Consider the following 15,685-nt stretch of genomic DNA (forward strand, 5'->3'; position numbering starts at 1 on the left):
GGCAGCGACCGGCGCCGCTGGTGGCGCCACTGCTGCGGCGGCCAGCGCGCCGGCGGCGGCTGAATCGTCGGCCAGTCCTGCCTCGTCCGCTTCGGCCACGCCCGCGGCAGCCGGCGGCTGCGGCAGCGCCTGCGCCTGCCATTGAGCCGGACCCGCCCCGTGGTTGCCAAGAAGACTTCCGCCCTGAAAACCTGGTTCCTGACCGGGCTGCTGGTGCTGGTGCCGCTGGGCATCACGCTGTGGGTGCTCAGCCTGATCATCGGCACGATGGACCAGAGCCTGGCGCTGCTGCCCGAGGCCTGGCGCCCGGACCGGCTGATGTTCGGCAAGCGCGTGACCGGCCTGGGCGCCATCCTCACGCTGCTGGTCATCCTGCTGGTCGGCCTGCTGGCGCATAACTTCATCGGCCAGCGCCTGGTGCGCTGGTGGGAGGCGCTGCTGGGCCATATCCCGGTGGTGGGCCCGATCTACACCAGCGTCAAGCAGGTCTCGGACACGCTGCTGTCGTCCTCGGGCAATGCCTTCCGCAAGGCGCTGCTGGTGCAGTATCCGCGCGAGGGCTCGTGGACCATCGCCTTCCTGACCGGGCGCCCCGGCGGCGACGTGCAGAACCACCTGCAGGGCGAATACGTCAGCGTCTACGTGCCGACCACGCCGAATCCGACCTCGGGCTTCTTCCTGATGATGCCCAAGGCCGACACCATCGAACTCGACATGACCGTCGACGCCGCGCTCAAGTACATCGTCTCGATGGGCGTGGTGGCACCGGCGGAATTGCCGCGCAAGAACGGCAGCATGTCCCGGCCGGCAGCCCCGGCCAGTCCGGCCAATCCGGCCGGCAGGGCCAGCAGCGAGGAAACGGTCGAGACGACCGATCCTTAAGCATCCAATCTGATCACGGGCCGCCCGATGTGCTTCGGGCGGCCGCGTTTTACCGGGAATCTCCTTATGTCCTCCATGCGTACTCATTACTGCGGTCTGGTGACCGAACAATTCTCGGGCCAGGACGTGGCCCTGACCGGCTGGGTCCAGCGCCGCCGCGACCATGGCGGCGTGATCTTCATCGACCTGCGCGACCGCGAAGGGCTGGTGCAGGTGGTGTGCGACCCGGACCGCCCCGAGATGTTCAAGGCCGCCGAAGAGATCCGCAATGAGTTCTGCATCCGCGTCACCGGCAAGGTCCGTCCGCGCCCGGCCGGCACCGAGAACGCCAACCTGACCTCGGGCAAGATCGAGGTGCTGTGCCATGAGCTGACCGTGCTGAACCCGTCGGTCACGCCCCCGTTCCAGCTCGACGACGACAACCTGTCGGAAACCACGCGCCTGACGCACCGCGTGCTGGACCTGCGCCGCCCGCAGATGCAGTACAACCTGCGCCTGCGCTACAAGGTGGCGATGGAAGTGCGCAAGTTCCTCGATGCGCAGGGCTTTATCGACATCGAGACCCCGATGCTGGGCAAGAGCACGCCTGAAGGCGCGCGCGACTACCTGGTGCCGTCGCGGGTCAACCCGGGCCACTTCTTCGCGCTGCCGCAGTCGCCGCAGATCTTCAAGCAGATGCTGATGGTCTCCGGCTTCGACCGCTACTACCAGATCACCAAGTGCTTCCGCGACGAAGACCTGCGCGCCGACCGCCAGCCGGAATTCACGCAGATCGACTGCGAGACCTCGTTCCTGACCGAGCAGGAGATCCGCGACCTGTTCGAGGACATGATGCGCACGGTGTTCAAGAACGCCATCGACGTAGACCTGGACGCCAGGTTCCCGGTGATGGAGTTCCGCGAGGCCATGGCCCGCTTCGGCTCGGACAAGCCTGACCTGCGCGTCAAGCTGGAATTCACCGAGCTGACCGAGGTGATGAAGGACGTCGACTTCAAGGTGTTCTCGGGTCCCGCCAACAGCGACAACGGCCGCGTGGTCGGCCTGCGCGTGCCGGGCGGCGGTGCGATCTCGCGCGGCGAGATCGACGCCTACACCCAGTTCGTCGGCATCTACGGCGCCAAGGGCCTGGCCTGGATCAAGGTCAACGAAGTGGCCAAGGGCCGCGACGGTCTGCAGTCGCCGGTCGTCAAGAACCTGCACGACGCCGCCATTGCCGAGATCCTCAAGCGCACCGGCGCCCAGGACGGCGACATCATCTTCTTCGGAGCCGACAAGGCCAAGGTGGTCAATGACTCGATCGGCGCGCTGCGCCTGAAGGTCGGCCACTCTGACTTCGGCAAGGCCAACGGCCTGTTCGAAGACACCTGGAAGCCGCTGTGGGTAGTCGACTTCCCGATGTTCGAGTACGACGAGGAAGACGCGCGCTGGGTGGCCATGCACCACCCGTTCACCAGCCCCAAGGACGAGCACCTGGAATACCTCGAGACCGACCCGGGCAAGTGCCTGGCCAAGGCCTACGACATGGTGCTGAACGGCTGGGAAATGGGCGGCGGCTCGGTGCGGATCTTCCGTTCGGACATCCAGAGCAAGGTGTTCCGCGCGCTCAACATCAACGACGAGGAAGCCCGTGCCAAGTTCGGCTACCTGCTGGACGCGCTGCAGTACGGCGCGCCCCCGCACGGCGGCCTGGCCTTCGGCCTGGACCGCATCGTCACGATGATGGCCGGCGCCGACTCGATCCGCGACGTGATCGCCTTCCCCAAGACCCAGCGCGCCCAGGACCTGCTGACCCAGGCCCCGAGCTCGGTCGACGAGAAGCAACTGCGCGAACTGCATATCCGCCTGCGCGCCGCCGAGCCCAAGCCGACGGCCTGAGTTGCCTGAAGCCCGCAAGGAAGCCGCGCAATTGCGCGGCTTTTTTGCTTTATGCGCAACGTCGGGCCGACTGCGCTGTGAGGCGCGCGGCGCATTGGTTTCGATTTGTTACCGGTCGGAACGAAGGGCGCCGCGGCGGGGTCTGCTCTCTTTGACACGTAATTTGCCGAGCGGCCTCGCAATGAAGGCTTCCGGCACTCGGGAGGAAATTCGTGACCCTGGATATCGACCTGATCCGCCAGTTCCTGCTGGCCCATGACCAAACCATCCTGACCTGGCTGGTGGCCGGGTTGCTGATGATGCTGCTGGCACGCTTCGAGCTGCGCCGCGCCGTGCGCCGCTCGGCGCAGGCCATGTCTGAATCTGTGGCCACCACGGTGGCGGCCTGCGTGCCCGACATCGCCCATGCGGTGCAGTCGGCCGCGCCCGCCGCGGCGGCCGAGCCGGTGGAAATGCAGCGCGCCGAAGCGTTGCGCCGGCTGGCGCTGGATACCGTCGGCGTGGTCATGACGCGCGGGCGCTGGCTGGACGAGCTCGGCAACCTGCGCCTGGCCGACGACGCCTTGCTGGCCGGCCAGCGCGCCGACGGCGCTGACCCGCTGCTGGTGGTGGCGCCGCAGCCGGTGGTGCAGGCCTACCTGGATGCGCAGCGCGTGTTCGAGGACGAGGCCGCGCAGGTGCAGGCGCTGCGCCGCGACGCCCAGCGCGTGCAGGAGGCGCTGCAGGCCCTGGACGCCGAGGTTGCCCATATCGAGCAGGAAACCGGCAGCATCGTGCTGCGTTTCGAGCAGGTCAACGCGCAGGCGGCGCAGGGCATGGATGGCGGCGACTACCAGCGCTTCCTGATCCAGAAGTACAACGCGCTGGGACAGCGCGAGAAGGAAATCGCGCTGGAGCGCACGCGGCTGCAGGGCGAGGTCCGGCACCGCGCCGACGCCCTGGCCACGCACGCGCATGGCGCGTCCAAGCGCTACCGCCAGGCGCTGGCGCCGCTGATGGACCAGCTGCGTGCCGCCTGGGGCCACGGCGATTCGCCCCAGGTGTTCGATACCTGGCAGCGCACCGCCGCCGACGAGCCATACCTGGCACCCCATGCCACGTATGGCGCGCGCAGCGCCGCCTGAAGGCCGCCGAGGGCGCCCTCGGGCGGGTGCCGCCACGCTTTCGCGTGGCAACGTGGCGCGGCTGCGCTATCCTTGGGTTTGTCCTTTCGCCCAGACCCATGTCCTACAAGATCCCGGAATCCGTGCTGGTGGTGATTTACACGCCAGATCTTCAAGTCTTGCTGCTGGAACGCGCCGATCGCCCGGGGTTCTGGCAGTCCGTGACCGGCAGCCTCGACACCCTGGACGAACCCCTGGCCCTGACCGCCGCGCGTGAAGTCGCCGAGGAAACCGGCATCATCGCCGGCGAGCACCAGCTGACCGACTGGGCCCACACCATCCAGTACGAGATCTACCCGCAGTGGCGCCACCGCTACGCCGAAGGCGTCACGCGCAATACCGAGCACTGGTTCGGGCTGCGTGTGCAGGAGGCGCTGCCGGTGACGCTGGCGCCACGCGAACACCTGCAATACCAGTGGCTGCCGTTTGAGCAGGCAGCGCAGCAGTGCTTTTCCAGCAGCAATGCCGAGGCCATCCGCCAGCTGGCCTGGCGCGCGGCCGGGGCTGGCGCTGGCGAGCGGCAGGCGGTGTATGGAGCGCAGCCATGAAGCTGCGCGTGGTCACCTACAACATCCACAAGGGGGTGACCGGCATCTCGCGGCGCCCGCGCATCCAGAACGTGCGCGCCGGCCTGCATGCGATGGATGCGGACATCGTCTTCCTGCAGGAAGTGCAGGACCGCAACGACCGCCTGGTGGCCGCGGCGCTGTTCGATCCGGAGCATACGCAGCTCAACTACCTGGCCACTGACGCCTATCCGCACTCGGTCTACGGCCGCAACGCGGTCTATGACTACGGCCATCACGGCAACGCGATCCTGTCGCGCCACCCGATCCTGATGTCCGAGAACCTGGACATTTCCGATCACCGTTTCGAGCAGCGCGGGCTTCTGCATGCGGTGGCGGATGTGCACGGGGTGGAAACCCACCTGATCTGCGTGCATTTCGGCCTGTTCGCGCGCAGCCGCGTGCGCCAGGCCGAGGCCCTGGTGGAGCGTGTGCGCACCGTGGTGCCGAACGGCATGCCGCTGGTGATCGCCGGCGACTTCAACGACTGGAACCACCGGCTCGATGCGCAGATCTGCAATACGCTGGGCGCGGTCGAGGCCTCGCACGCGCGCGGTGCGCGGCTGCATACCTTCCCCAGCCATATGCCGTGGTGGCAGCTCGACCGCATCTATGTGCGCGGCTATGAGATCGAGCGCGCGCATGCGCTGACCGGCCGCGATTGGGCGCAGCGCTCGGACCACGTGCCGCTGGTGGCGGAACTGGGACATCCGCAGGGCGAGTTGGCCATACCCGCCGACAAGGCCGCCTGAATTCAGCGCGCGCGGTCCGGATAGTCGCGGATGAAGGCGAACACCGCCTGCGGGTCGTTCAGGTCCAGCACCGGCAGCGCGGTCATGGCAGCCACCGCGGCAGGGTCGTCGCTTGCCACCGCCACCACGCCCGGCACCTCGTCCCACAGCGGCGTGCGCCCCAGTGCCGGGCGATATACCTCCAGCTTGGGAAAATCACTGCGCTTGTAGCCCTCCACCAGCACCAGTTCGGTGTCGGCCGGCAGCACGGCGAGCGCATCGTCCAGTTCGGGCGAGGGCACCGCTTCCGGGTAGTGGCGCATCAGCGTCAGGTGGCGCGCGCCGACCAGCACGACATTGGCGCAGCCGGCCTCGCGCATGCGCCAGGAGTCCTTGCCGGGCGTGTCGGGGTCAAAGCCGTGGTGAGTGTGCTTGACGCCGGCCACGCGCAGGCCGGCGGCGACGAAACAGGGGATGAGCTGGTCCAGCAGCGTGGTCTTGCCGCTGCCGGACGATCCGGTAATGCCGAATACCTTCACAATGGGTTCCGTGGGGGGGGCATCAGTAGTCGATTGCCCGTCGCTGGCTGCGCGGGCAAGCATCAGTATCGACGATAGCAGAGATGCGCCTGCCAATGTGCGCGCGGCGCCTTGCGCCCGGCAATCTGTCCGATAATCACGGCATGTCACGGATATCCCACTCCGCTCATGCCGACGCCCGCGCGCACGACCCCACCGCGGCCGGCGACCACGCGCCGCGCCGCCACATGCTGCGCTGGACCTGGCGCCGCGGCAAGCCCACCACCGGCAATGCGGTGCGGCTGCTGCACGGCGGCCAGGACTTCTTCCCCGCGCTGATCGCCGCCATCGACCAGGCCGCGTTCCAGGTGATGCTGGAAACCTACATCTATGCCGATGACGAGGTCGGCCGCGCGGTCAGCGACGCGCTGATCCGCGCCGCCGCGCGCGGCGTGACGGTGCGTGTGACGGTGGACGGATTCGGCGCCGGCGACATGCCCGCCGAGCTGGCCGCGCGGCTGCGCGGCGGCGGCGTGCAACTGCGCGTGTTCCGCATGCTGCGCGGCTTCCGGCTGGCGCGGCGCCACCTGCGCCGGCTGCACCGCAAGCTGGCGGTGATCGACCGGCGCGTGGCCTTCGTCGGCGGCATCAATATCATCGACGACCACAACCACGGTCCGTTCGAAGGCGCCAACCTGGGGCCGCGCTATGACTTCGCGGTGCAGGTCAGCGGCCCGCTGGTGGACGGCATCGCGCTGTCCGCCGAGCGGCTCTGGTGGCGCTTGTCGCTGCGTGATACGCACGGCGCCGAACGCGCCGCCGCGGTGGCCGACTACCCGCTGGTCACCGACCTGCCGCCGCGCCCCGAAGCCGCGGGCGGCGTACGCGCCGCGCTGCTGCTGCGCGACAACCTGCGCAACCGCCGCACCATCGAGCGCGAATACCTGCGCGCGCTGGGTGCCGCGCGCCACGACGTGATCCTTGCCAACGCCTACTTCCTGCCTGGCCACAAGATGCGGCGCGCGCTGCTGGCCTGCCGCGCGCGCGGCGTGCGCGTGCGGCTGCTGCTGCAGGGCCGGGTCGAATACCGGCTGCAGCACTACGCCACCCATGCGCTGTATGCCTCGCTGCTGGAGGCCGGCGTCGAGATCTACGAGTATGCCGAGAGCTTCCTGCACGCCAAGGTGGGCGTGGTGGACGAGGCCTGGGCCACGGTCGGGTCGAGCAATATGGACCCGTTCAGCCTGCTGCTCGCGCGCGAAGCCAACGTCGCCGTTTATGATGCGGCCTTCGCCGCTGAACTGCGCACCGCGCTGGAATACGCCATTGCGCACCGCAGCGTGCGCGTGATGCCGGAGGTGCATGCGCGCCGCTCGCCGCTGCACCGGCTGGCCAACTGGGCGGCCTATATGCTGCTGCGCCTGGGCGTGATCATTGCCGGCGTGACCGGGCGCTACTGAGCCCGCCACGCGCACGGTGTGCATGCATTTGCTGCCATGCGGCATCGAACAGGCTGCAATCGGTTGCAGCGCAAGCCGTGACGGACATGCTGCATTGCAGTCCGTTTAGAAACAGCGGTCTAATTAAAAGCTTGATGGTCGGCTGCTGCGCCAGAATAATCTGAACGACCGTTCTTTTTTGGCTTAGACTGCGTGCATTCGCGGTATGCACCGGCAAATCCGCCGGTTCGGCCGCAAGCAAAAATGCAACGTCAGGGTCATACGCGATGCCGCAGCAGGGCATCGCAGAACGGAGAAAAAACATGCGACACCAGTCAGCCCGTCTCGAATCCGCCGCCGCCTCCCCCGCGCCAATGCGCAAGGGTGAAATGACGCGCGTGGCGATTCTGGATGCCGCACTGGAATTGTCGTCCCGCGACGGGCTCGAAGGTCTGACCATCGGGCTGCTCGCGGAACGCATGCAGATGAGCAAGAGCGGTGTCTTCGCGCATTTCGGTTCGCGCGAAGACCTGCAGGTGGAAGTGGTGCGGGAGTATCACCGCCGGTTCGAGCAGGAGGTGTTCTATCCCTCGCTGCAGGAGCCGCGCGGCCTGCCCCGGCTGTGGTCGATGGTGCGGCGCTGGATGGAGAAGCGCATCCAGGAAGTGACGACTGGATGCATCTACATCAGCGGCGCCGTGGAGTACGACGACCGCGCCGGCAGCCTGGTGCGTGACGAGCTGGTTAAGAGCGTCACCATCTGGCGGGCAGCGCTCACGCGCGCCATCAACCAGGCGCGGGAGGAAGGGCACCTGCGCGCGGACTGCGATCCGCGCCTGATGCTGTTCGAGATGTACAGCCTTGAACTAGGCTTGCATCATGACGCCCGTTTCCTGCGCCTGCCTGACAGTGCCGAGCTTGCCATGGTCGCGCTCAACAAACTGATTCAGTCTTACCGTACCTGAGGTCGCCCCGGTCGGACCGTATCGCGCAAGCGGGACGGGCGGCGTGGCGGCATCGCACAACTCCAAGGAGTCTCAGATGGGCCAGTACACCGCACCGTTGCGCGACATGCAGTTCGTGCTCCATGAACTGCTCGGCGCCGAAGCCGAACTCAAGGCGATGCCGCCGCACGCGGACATCGACGCGGACACCATCAACCAGCTCATCGAAGAAGCCGGCAAGTTCTGCTCGGACGTGGTGTTCCCGCTCAACCAGGTGGGCGACCGCGAAGGCTGCACCTACGTCGGCGACGGCGTGGTCAAGGCCCCCACCGGCTTCAAGGAAGCCTACCAGCAGTACGTCGAAGCCGGCTGGCCGGCGCTGGCGTGCGATCCGGAATTCGGCGGCCAGGGCCTGCCGATCGTGATCAACAATGTGGTCTACGAGATGCTGAACTCGGCCGGCCAGGCCTGGACCATGTACCCGGGCCTGTCGCACGGCGCGTACGAGGCGCTGCACGCGCACGGCACGCCCGAACTGCAGCAGACCTACCTGCCCAAGCTGGTCTCGGGCGTGTGGACCGGCACCATGTGCCTGACCGAGCCGCACTGCGGCACCGACCTCGGCATCCTGCGTTCCAAGGCAGAGCCGCAGGCCGACGGTTCGTACCTGATCTCGGGCACCAAGATATTCATCTCGGCCGGCGAGCACGACATGGCCGAGAACATCATCCACCTGGTGCTGGCACGCCTGCCGGACGCACCGGGCGGCACCAAGGGCATCTCGCTGTTCGTGGTGCCCAAGTTCATCCCCGATGCCAATGGCAACCCCGGCGAGCGCAACGGCATCAAGTGCGGCTCGATCGAGCACAAGATGGGCATCCACGGCAACGCCACCTGCGTGATGAACCTGGACGGCGCGCGCGGCTGGATGGTGGGCGAGCCCAACAAGGGCCTGAACGCCATGTTCGTGATGATGAACGCCGCGCGCCTGGGCGTGGGCGCGCAGGGCCTGGGCCTGACCGAAGTGGCGTACCAGAACTCGCTGGCCTACGCCAAGGACCGCCTGCAGATGCGCGCGCTGACCGGCCCGAAGGCGCCGGACAAGCCCGCCGACCCGATCATCGTGCATCCGGACGTGCGCCGCATGCTGCTGACGCAGAAGGCCTATGCCGAAGGCGGCCGCGCCTTCAGCTACTGGACCGCGCTGCAGATCGACCGCGAGCTGTCGCACCCGGACGAAGCCGTGCGCAAGCAGGCCGGCGACCTGGTCGCGCTGCTCACGCCGGTGATCAAGGCCTTCCTGACCGACAACGCTTTCACGTCCACCAACGAAGGCATGCAGGTGTTCGGCGGCCACGGCTATATCGCCGAGTGGGGCATGGAACAGTATGTGCGCGATGCGCGCATCAACATGATCTACGAAGGCACCAACACCATCCAGGCGCTGGACCTGCTGGGCCGCAAGATCCTGGGCGACATGGGCGCCAGGATGAAGGCCTTCGGCAAGATCGTGCAGGAGTTCGTTGAAGCCGAAGGCACCAACGAAGCCATGCAGGAGTTCATCAACCCGCTGGCCGACATTGGCGACAAGGTGCAGAAGCTCACCATGGAAATCGGCATGAAGGCGATGGGCAATGCCGATGAGGTGGGTGCCGCTGCAGTGCCGTACCTGCGCGTGGTGGGCCACCTGGTGTTCTCGTACTTCTGGGCCCGCATGGCCAAGATCGCGCTGGAGAAGGAAGGCAGCGGCGACAAGTTCTACACCGCCAAGCTGGCCACGGCACGCTTCTACTTTGCCAGGCTGCTGCCGGAAACCGCCGCCGAGATCCGCAAGGCGCGCGCCGGTTCGGCCACGCTGATGGCGCTGGACGCAGACCTGTTCTGAGTCGACTCTACCCGTCGTTCCCGGCCGGGAACGACGGCTTCGCATCTGTCTAACGCTCACTAATCCAGGAGCGAGCATGTCCAATTTCATCGTCAAGAAAGTCGCCGTGCTGGGTGCCGGCGTCATGGGGGCGCAGATCGCCGCCCACCTGATCAATGCGCGCGTGCCCGTGGTGCTGTTCGACCTTCCCGCCAAGGAAGGCCCCAAGAACGGCATCGCGCTGCGCGCCATCGAGAACCTGAAGAAGCTCTCGCCCGCGCCGCTGGGCATCAAGGAAGAGGCCGGCCTGATCCAGGCGGCCAACTACGAGGACGACATCGCGCTGCTCAAGGAATGCGACCTGGTGATCGAGGCGATCGCCGAGCGCATGGACTGGAAGCACGACCTGTACAAGAAGGTCGCGCCGCACCTGGCCTCGCACGCGATCTTCGCGACCAACACCTCGGGCCTGTCGATCACCGCGCTGTCCGACGGTTTTGATGCGGACCTGAAGTCGCGCTTCTGCGGCGTGCACTTCTTCAACCCGCCGCGCTACATGCACCTGGTGGAACTGATCCCGACCGCGACCACGCAGCCGCAGATCCTCGACCAGCTTGAAACATTCTTGACCACCACGCTCGGCAAGGGCGTGGTGCGCGCCAAGGACACGCCCAACTTCATCGCCAACCGCGTCGGCATCTTCTCGATCCTGGCCGTGTTTGCCGAAGCCGAGAAGTTCGGCATCCCGTTTGACGTGGTCGATGACCTGACCGGCTCCAAGCTGGGCCGCGCCAAGTCCGCCACCTTCCGCACCGCGGACGTGGTCGGCCTGGACACCATGGCGCACGTGATCAAGACCATGCAGGACACCCTGCACGACGACCCGTTCGCGCCGGTGTACAAGACCCCGGCCGTGCTCAAGGGCCTGGTCGATGCGGGCGTGCTGGGTCAGAAGACCGGTGCCGGCTTCTACAAGAAGGAAGGCAAGGCGATCAAGGTGCTCGACGCCAAGACCGGCCAGTATGTCGATGCCGGCAAGAAGGCCGACGAGATCGTGGTGCGCATGCTGAAGAAGGATGCGGCCGAGCGCATCAAGTTGCTGCGCGAGTCGACCAACCCGCAGGCGCAGTTCCTGTGGGCGGTGTTCCGCGACGTGTTCCACTACATCGCCGTGTACCTGGAGCAGATCGCCGGCTCCGCCGCCGACATCGACCTGGCGATCCGCTGGGGCTTCGGCTGGAACTCGGGTCCGTTCGAAGACTGGCAGTCGGCCGGCTGGAAGCAGGTAGCCGAGTGGGTCAAGGAAGACGTGGAAGCCGGCAAGGCACTGTCGGCCGCGCCGCTGCCGGCATGGGTATTCGAGGGCCCGGTGGCAGAGAACCAGGGCGTGCACGCCGCCGCCGGTTCGTGGTCGCCGGCGACGCAGTCCTTCGTCGCGCGCAGCACGCTGCCGGTGTACCAGCGCCAGGCATTCCGTGCCGCGATCAAGGGCACTGCCGCGGCCGATCCGCGCAAGGCCGGCCGCACTGTCGAAGAGAACGACGCCGTGCGCATCTGGGTGAGCGAAGGCCAGGACGACGTGCTGGTGGTCTCGTTCAAGAGCAAGATGAACACCATCGGGCCGGACGTGATCGACGGCCTGACCCGCGCCATCGACCTGGCCGAAGCCGGTTACAAGGGCCTGGTGGTGTGGCAGCCGACTTCGCTGCAGCTGGGCGCACCGGGTGGCCCGTTCTCCGCCGGCGCCAACCTGGAAGCGGCCATGCCCGCCTTCATGATGGGCGGCGCCAAGGGCATCGAACCGTTCGTGAAGAAGTTCCAGGACGGCATGATGCGCGTGAAGTACGCCTCGGTGCCGGTAGTCTCCGCGGCGTCCGGCATTGCGCTGGGCGGCGGCTGCGAGCTGATGCTGCATTCGGCTTCGCGCGTGGCCGCGCTGGAGACGTATATCGGCCTGGTCGAAGTGGGCGTGGGCCTGGTGCCGGCCGGCGGCGGCCTGAAGGAAGCCGCGCTGGCGGCCGCGCGCGCGGCGCAGGCCGCGGGCAGCACCAACATCCTGCAGTTCCTGACCAGCCGCTTCCAGAGCGCGGCCATGGCCAAGGTCTCGGCCTCGGCGCTGGAAGCGCGCCAGATGGGCTACCTGCAGCCGTCCGACAAGATCGTCTTCAACGTGTATGAGCTGCTGTACGTGGCGCAGAACGAAGTGCGCGCGCTGGCCAACGCCGGGTACCGCGCGCCGCTGCCGACGCTGGTCCCGGTGGCCGGCCGCTCGGGCATTGCCACCATCAAGGCATCGCTGGTCAATATGCGCGACGGCGGCTTTATCTCGGCGCACGACTTCCTGATCGCCAGCCGCATTGCCGAAGCGGTGTGCGGCGGCGACGTCGAGGCCGGCTCGCTGGTAAGCGAGGACTGGCTGCTGGCGCTGGAGCGCAAGGCCTTTGTCGATCTGCTCGGCACCGGCAAGACGCAGGAGCGCATCATGGGCATGCTGCAGACCGGCAAGCCGGTGCGTAACTAACAGGGCAAGCGAGGAACCGACATCATGAAACAACTGCAAGACGCATATATCGTTGCGGCCACCCGCTCGCCGATCGGCAAGGCCCCGAAGGGCGCGTTCAAGAACACGCGCCCGGACGACCTGCTGGCCACCATCCTGAAGGCTGCCGTGGCACAGGTGCCGAACCTGGACCCGAAGCTGATCGAAGACGCCATCGTCGGCTGCGCGATTCCTGAAGCGCAGCAGGGCCTGAACGTGGCCCGCATCGGCGCGCTGCTGTCGGGCCTGCCCAATACCGTGGGCGGCATCACCGTCAACCGCTTCTGCGCCTCGGGCGTGAGCGCGGTGGCGATGGCCGCCGACCGCATCCGCGTGGGCGAGTCCGACGTGATGATCGCCGCCGGCGTGGAATCGATGAGCATGGTGCCGATGATGGGCAACTCGCCGTCGATGTCGCCGGAGATCTTCACCCGCGACGAGAACGTGGGCATCGCCTACGGCATGGGCCTGACTGCCGAGAAGGTGGCGCAGCAATGGCAGGTGAGCCGCGAGGACCAGGATGCGTTCTCGCTGGCCTCGCACCAGAAGGCCATCGCCGCGCAGCAGGCCGGCGAGTTCAAGGACGAGATCACGCCGATCGAGATCGTCGAGCGCTTCCCCGACCTCGCCAGCGGCCAGGTGAACGTGAAGTCGCGCACGATCTCGCTGGACGAAGGCCCGCGCCCGGAGACCTCGCTGGAAGGCCTGGGCAAGCTGCGCCCGGTGTTTGCCAACAAGGGCAGCGTCACCGCCGGCAACAGCTCGCAGACCTCTGACGGCGCCGGCGCGCTGATCCTGGTTTCGGAGAAGATCCTCAAGCAGTTCAACCTGGTGCCGCTGGCGCGCTTCGTCTCGTTCGCGGTGCGCGGCGTGCCGCCCGAGATCATGGGCATCGGCCCCAAGGAAGCGATTCCGGCGGCGCTGAAGGCCGCGGGCCTGACCCAGGACCAGCTCGACTGGATCGAACTGAACGAGGCCTTTGCCGCGCAGTCGCTGGCGGTGATGCGCGATCTGCAACTGGATCCGGCCAAGGTCAACCGCATGGGCGGCGCGATTGCGCTGGGCCACCCGCTCGGTGCCACCGGTGCGATCCGTTCGGCCACGGTGGTGCACGCGCTGCGCCGTCACAACCTGAAGTACGGCATGGTGACCATGTGCGTTGGCACGGGCATGGGCGCCGCAGGTATCTTCGAGCGCGTCTGAACGCGCCTGCGGGACGGTCCCTCGGGACTGTCCCGCCCTTCTGCATCAGGTGAAGAAAGCAGTAACCGGGGGCTGCCGCCCGCGACGCGGGTCACCAGGTAGGGAGGAGACAATAATATGCAGGAGACAGCCATCCTGGCCGATGCCGCGTGCGATCTGCCGCGCGACGTCATGGCCCAGCTGAAGGTCCACACGATTCCGTTCCGCATCCGCGCGGGCGAACACTTTGTCGCCGATACGCGCGATGAAGACGCGCTGCCCACGCTCTACCAGCAGTACCTGGTCGGCCGCCAGGACCACTACGCCGAATCGATCCCGCTGCTCGAGCGCGAGCTGGAAGAACACCTGCTGCGCAACGTGGTGGCCCATTGCGACCGCGCCATCCTGTTCACCATCGCCAGTTCGCGCAGCAAGCTGTATGCGCATGCCACCGGCGCGGTGATCGGCACCGTGGCGCGCAGCGTGCGCCTGCGCAAGGAAGCCGGGCGCACTGGCCTGTTCGACCTGACCGTGGTCGACACCGGCGCGATCGGGCCGGGCCAGGCGCTGATCGTGCGCGAAGCCGCGCGCATGGCCGCCGCAGGCGCCAGCCCGCAAGCGGTGCGGGAAGCGGTCGAGACGCGCCTGCGCGATGCCGCCCATATGTTCCTGGTGCCCGACGAACTGCTCTACATGTACACGCGCGCGCGCCAGAAGGGCGAGGGCAGCATTACCTGGGGGCGCTATGTGATGGGCAGCGCCTTCAATATCCGCCCGGTGGTGCGCATGCACCGCGGGCACACCGACGCCATCGCGAGGGCGCGCGGCTCCGAGGAGGGTGCACGCCGCGTTCTGCAGCATGCCGAACAGTGCATTCGCGGCGGCGACCTGATGGTGCCGGCGATCTCGGCCTGCTATGCCGGCCCGCTCGATGATGTGCGCGCGATGCCGGCGTTCCAGTCGCTGGAGCGCACCGCGCGCGGCCAGGGCGTGGAGCTGATGCTGGCGCCGATGAGCCTGACGGTGGCGCTGAATGTCGGCGCGCGCGCGTTCGGGCTGAGCTATCTTTCCGAATCGCCGCCGCCTTTTGAATAACCCCAGCAATGCATCCACAGACGAGGACACCATGAGCATCCGCACCGGCATCGAGCAGGGCATCCTGACCATCGAGTTCGACCGCATCGACAAGAAGAACGCCATCACCGCGGCGATGTACCAGGCCATGGCCGACGCGCTGCGCGCGGCCGAGACCGACCGCAACGTGCGCGCCATCCTGCTGCGCGGCGAGCCCGAGATCTTTACCGCCGGCAACGACCTGGAAGACTTCATGCAGCGCCCGCCTACCGCGGGCGAAAGCGCCGAGCAGGCGCCGGTGTTCCAGTTCCTCTACCAGATCAGCCACGCCACCAAGCCGATTGTGGCAGCCGTCAGCGGTGCCGCGGTCGGGGTGGGCACGACCATGCTGCTGCATTGCGACCTGGTCTATGCGTCCGATACGGCCAAGCTGTCGCTGCCGTTCGTGCAGCTGGGCCTGTGCCCCGAGGCGGCCTCGAGCCTGCTGCTGCCGCGGCTGGTCGGCTACCAGCGCGCGGCCGAGAAGCTGCTGCTGGGCGAAGCCTTCAGCGCGCAGGAGGCGTTGGAGATCGGGCTGGTGACGCGGGTGCTGCCGGTGGCCGAGCTGCACGACTTTGCGCTGCAGCAGGCGCGCAAGCTGGCGGCCCTGCCGGCGTCGTCGCTGCGCGAGACCAAGCGGCTGATGAAGGCGGGCGATATGGCGGCAGTGGAAAAGCAGATGGCCGACGAGGGCGCGGTGTTCCGGAAGATGCTGGTGGCGCCGGAGGCGAAAGAGGCGTTTGCTGCCTTCTTCCAGAAGCGCAGGCCGGATTTTACGAAGTTCGAGTAAGCCTACGACTGCATGGACGAGGAGAGCGGTGTTGGGTGCTCCCAAGCTGCCCGAGCTAGCCTAAGCAAGGTGTTCTCCC

At 67.2% G+C, this 15,685-nt stretch carries 13 protein-coding genes; 12 read left to right on the top strand and 1 reads right to left on the bottom strand.

Annotated elements, in window-relative coordinates; genetic code table 11:
• Positions 1–159 precede the first annotated feature (159 nt).
• The 5 genes from CF68_RS21715 to CF68_RS21735 all read left to right on the top strand — a co-directional run bounded on the left by CF68_RS21715 (position 160) and on the right by CF68_RS21735 (position 5,238).
• Entirely contained in the window at positions 160–882 is a 723-nt protein-coding gene (locus CF68_RS21715) for a DUF502 domain-containing protein (RefSeq protein WP_035822762.1), read from the top strand.
• Between the two features lie 66 nt (positions 883–948).
• Positions 949–2,757 carry an aspartate--tRNA ligase gene (gene aspS / locus CF68_RS21720; RefSeq protein WP_035822765.1) on the top strand — a complete coding sequence of 603 codons (1,809 nt, stop codon included), beginning with the start codon at positions 949–951 and terminating at the stop codon, positions 2,755–2,757.
• Between the two features lie 212 nt (positions 2,758–2,969).
• Entirely contained in the window at positions 2,970–3,881 is a 912-nt protein-coding gene (locus CF68_RS21725) for a membrane protein (protein WP_035822767.1), read from the top strand.
• 98 nt (positions 3,882–3,979) lie between these two features.
• On the top strand, positions 3,980–4,468 hold the full coding sequence (gene nudB, locus CF68_RS21730) for a dihydroneopterin triphosphate diphosphatase (protein ID WP_035822769.1): 489 nt from the start codon (positions 3,980–3,982) through the stop codon (positions 4,466–4,468).
• Positions 4,465–5,238 carry an endonuclease/exonuclease/phosphatase family protein gene (locus CF68_RS21735; RefSeq protein WP_035822771.1) on the top strand — a complete coding sequence of 258 codons (774 nt, stop codon included), beginning with the start codon at positions 4,465–4,467 and terminating at the stop codon, positions 5,236–5,238. Before nudB ends, CF68_RS21735 begins: the two co-directional genes overlap by 4 nt.
• A 2-nt stretch (positions 5,239–5,240) precedes the next feature.
• Here the strand turns inward: CF68_RS21735 and mobB are convergent, their stop codons facing one another.
• Positions 5,241–5,756, bottom strand: coding sequence for a molybdopterin-guanine dinucleotide biosynthesis protein B (gene mobB / locus CF68_RS21740; RefSeq protein ID WP_035822773.1), 516 nt, complete (start codon positions 5,754–5,756; stop codon positions 5,241–5,243).
• Positions 5,757–5,851: 95 nt separating this feature from the next.
• Between mobB and clsB the strand changes: the two genes are divergently transcribed.
• The 7 genes from clsB to CF68_RS21775 all read left to right on the top strand — a co-directional run bounded on the left by clsB (position 5,852) and on the right by CF68_RS21775 (position 15,606).
• On the top strand, positions 5,852–7,195 hold the full coding sequence (gene clsB, locus CF68_RS21745) for a cardiolipin synthase ClsB (protein ID WP_035822776.1): 1,344 nt from the start codon (positions 5,852–5,854) through the stop codon (positions 7,193–7,195).
• A gap of 353 nt (positions 7,196–7,548) precedes the next feature.
• Entirely contained in the window at positions 7,549–8,139 is a 591-nt protein-coding gene (locus tag CF68_RS21750; RefSeq protein ID WP_026201385.1) for a TetR/AcrR family transcriptional regulator, read from the top strand.
• A gap of 76 nt (positions 8,140–8,215) precedes the next feature.
• Positions 8,216–10,003: an acyl-CoA dehydrogenase C-terminal domain-containing protein gene (locus tag CF68_RS21755; RefSeq protein ID WP_035822779.1), complete on the top strand. Its 1,788-nt coding sequence runs from the start codon at positions 8,216–8,218 to the stop codon at positions 10,001–10,003.
• Positions 10,004–10,079: 76 nt separating this feature from the next.
• The gene (locus CF68_RS21760) at positions 10,080–12,503 is read left to right on the top strand and encodes a 3-hydroxyacyl-CoA dehydrogenase/enoyl-CoA hydratase family protein (protein ID WP_035822782.1); all 2,424 of its coding nucleotides are present in this window, start codon (positions 10,080–10,082) and stop codon (positions 12,501–12,503) included.
• A 21-nt stretch (positions 12,504–12,524) separates the two neighbouring features.
• Positions 12,525–13,724: an acetyl-CoA C-acyltransferase gene (locus CF68_RS21765; protein WP_035822785.1), complete on the top strand. Its 1,200-nt coding sequence runs from the start codon at positions 12,525–12,527 to the stop codon at positions 13,722–13,724.
• Positions 13,725–13,841: 117 nt separating this feature from the next.
• Positions 13,842–14,798, top strand: coding sequence for a DegV family protein (locus CF68_RS21770; protein WP_035822788.1), 957 nt, complete (start codon positions 13,842–13,844; stop codon positions 14,796–14,798).
• A gap of 31 nt (positions 14,799–14,829) precedes the next feature.
• Positions 14,830–15,606 carry an enoyl-CoA hydratase gene (locus tag CF68_RS21775; protein ID WP_035822790.1) on the top strand — a complete coding sequence of 259 codons (777 nt, stop codon included), beginning with the start codon at positions 14,830–14,832 and terminating at the stop codon, positions 15,604–15,606.
• Positions 15,607–15,685 lie beyond the last annotated feature (79 nt).

The organism is Cupriavidus sp. SK-4 (assembly GCF_000611125.1).
Lineage (GTDB): Bacteria > Pseudomonadota > Gammaproteobacteria > Burkholderiales > Burkholderiaceae > Cupriavidus > Cupriavidus necator.

Excerpts from the sequence above, each read along its gene's own strand:
- aspS (WP_035822765.1), top strand. The coding sequence starts at position 949 with ATGTCCTCCATGCGTACTCATTACTGCGGTCTGGTGACCGAACAATTC.
- CF68_RS21770 (WP_035822788.1), top strand. The coding sequence starts at position 13,842 with ATGCAGGAGACAGCCATCCTGGCCGATGCCGCGTGCGATCTGCCGCGC.
- CF68_RS21735 (WP_035822771.1), top strand. The coding sequence starts at position 4,465 with ATGAAGCTGCGCGTGGTCACCTACAACATCCACAAGGGGGTGACCGGC.
- CF68_RS21775 (WP_035822790.1), top strand. The coding sequence starts at position 14,830 with ATGAGCATCCGCACCGGCATCGAGCAGGGCATCCTGACCATCGAGTTC.
- nudB (WP_035822769.1), top strand. The coding sequence starts at position 3,980 with ATGTCCTACAAGATCCCGGAATCCGTGCTGGTGGTGATTTACACGCCA.
- CF68_RS21750 (WP_026201385.1), top strand. The coding sequence starts at position 7,549 with ATGCGCAAGGGTGAAATGACGCGCGTGGCGATTCTGGATGCCGCACTG.
- CF68_RS21755 (WP_035822779.1), top strand. The coding sequence starts at position 8,216 with ATGGGCCAGTACACCGCACCGTTGCGCGACATGCAGTTCGTGCTCCAT.
- clsB (WP_035822776.1), top strand. The coding sequence starts at position 5,852 with ATGTGCGCGCGGCGCCTTGCGCCCGGCAATCTGTCCGATAATCACGGC.
- CF68_RS21760 (WP_035822782.1), top strand. The coding sequence starts at position 10,080 with ATGTCCAATTTCATCGTCAAGAAAGTCGCCGTGCTGGGTGCCGGCGTC.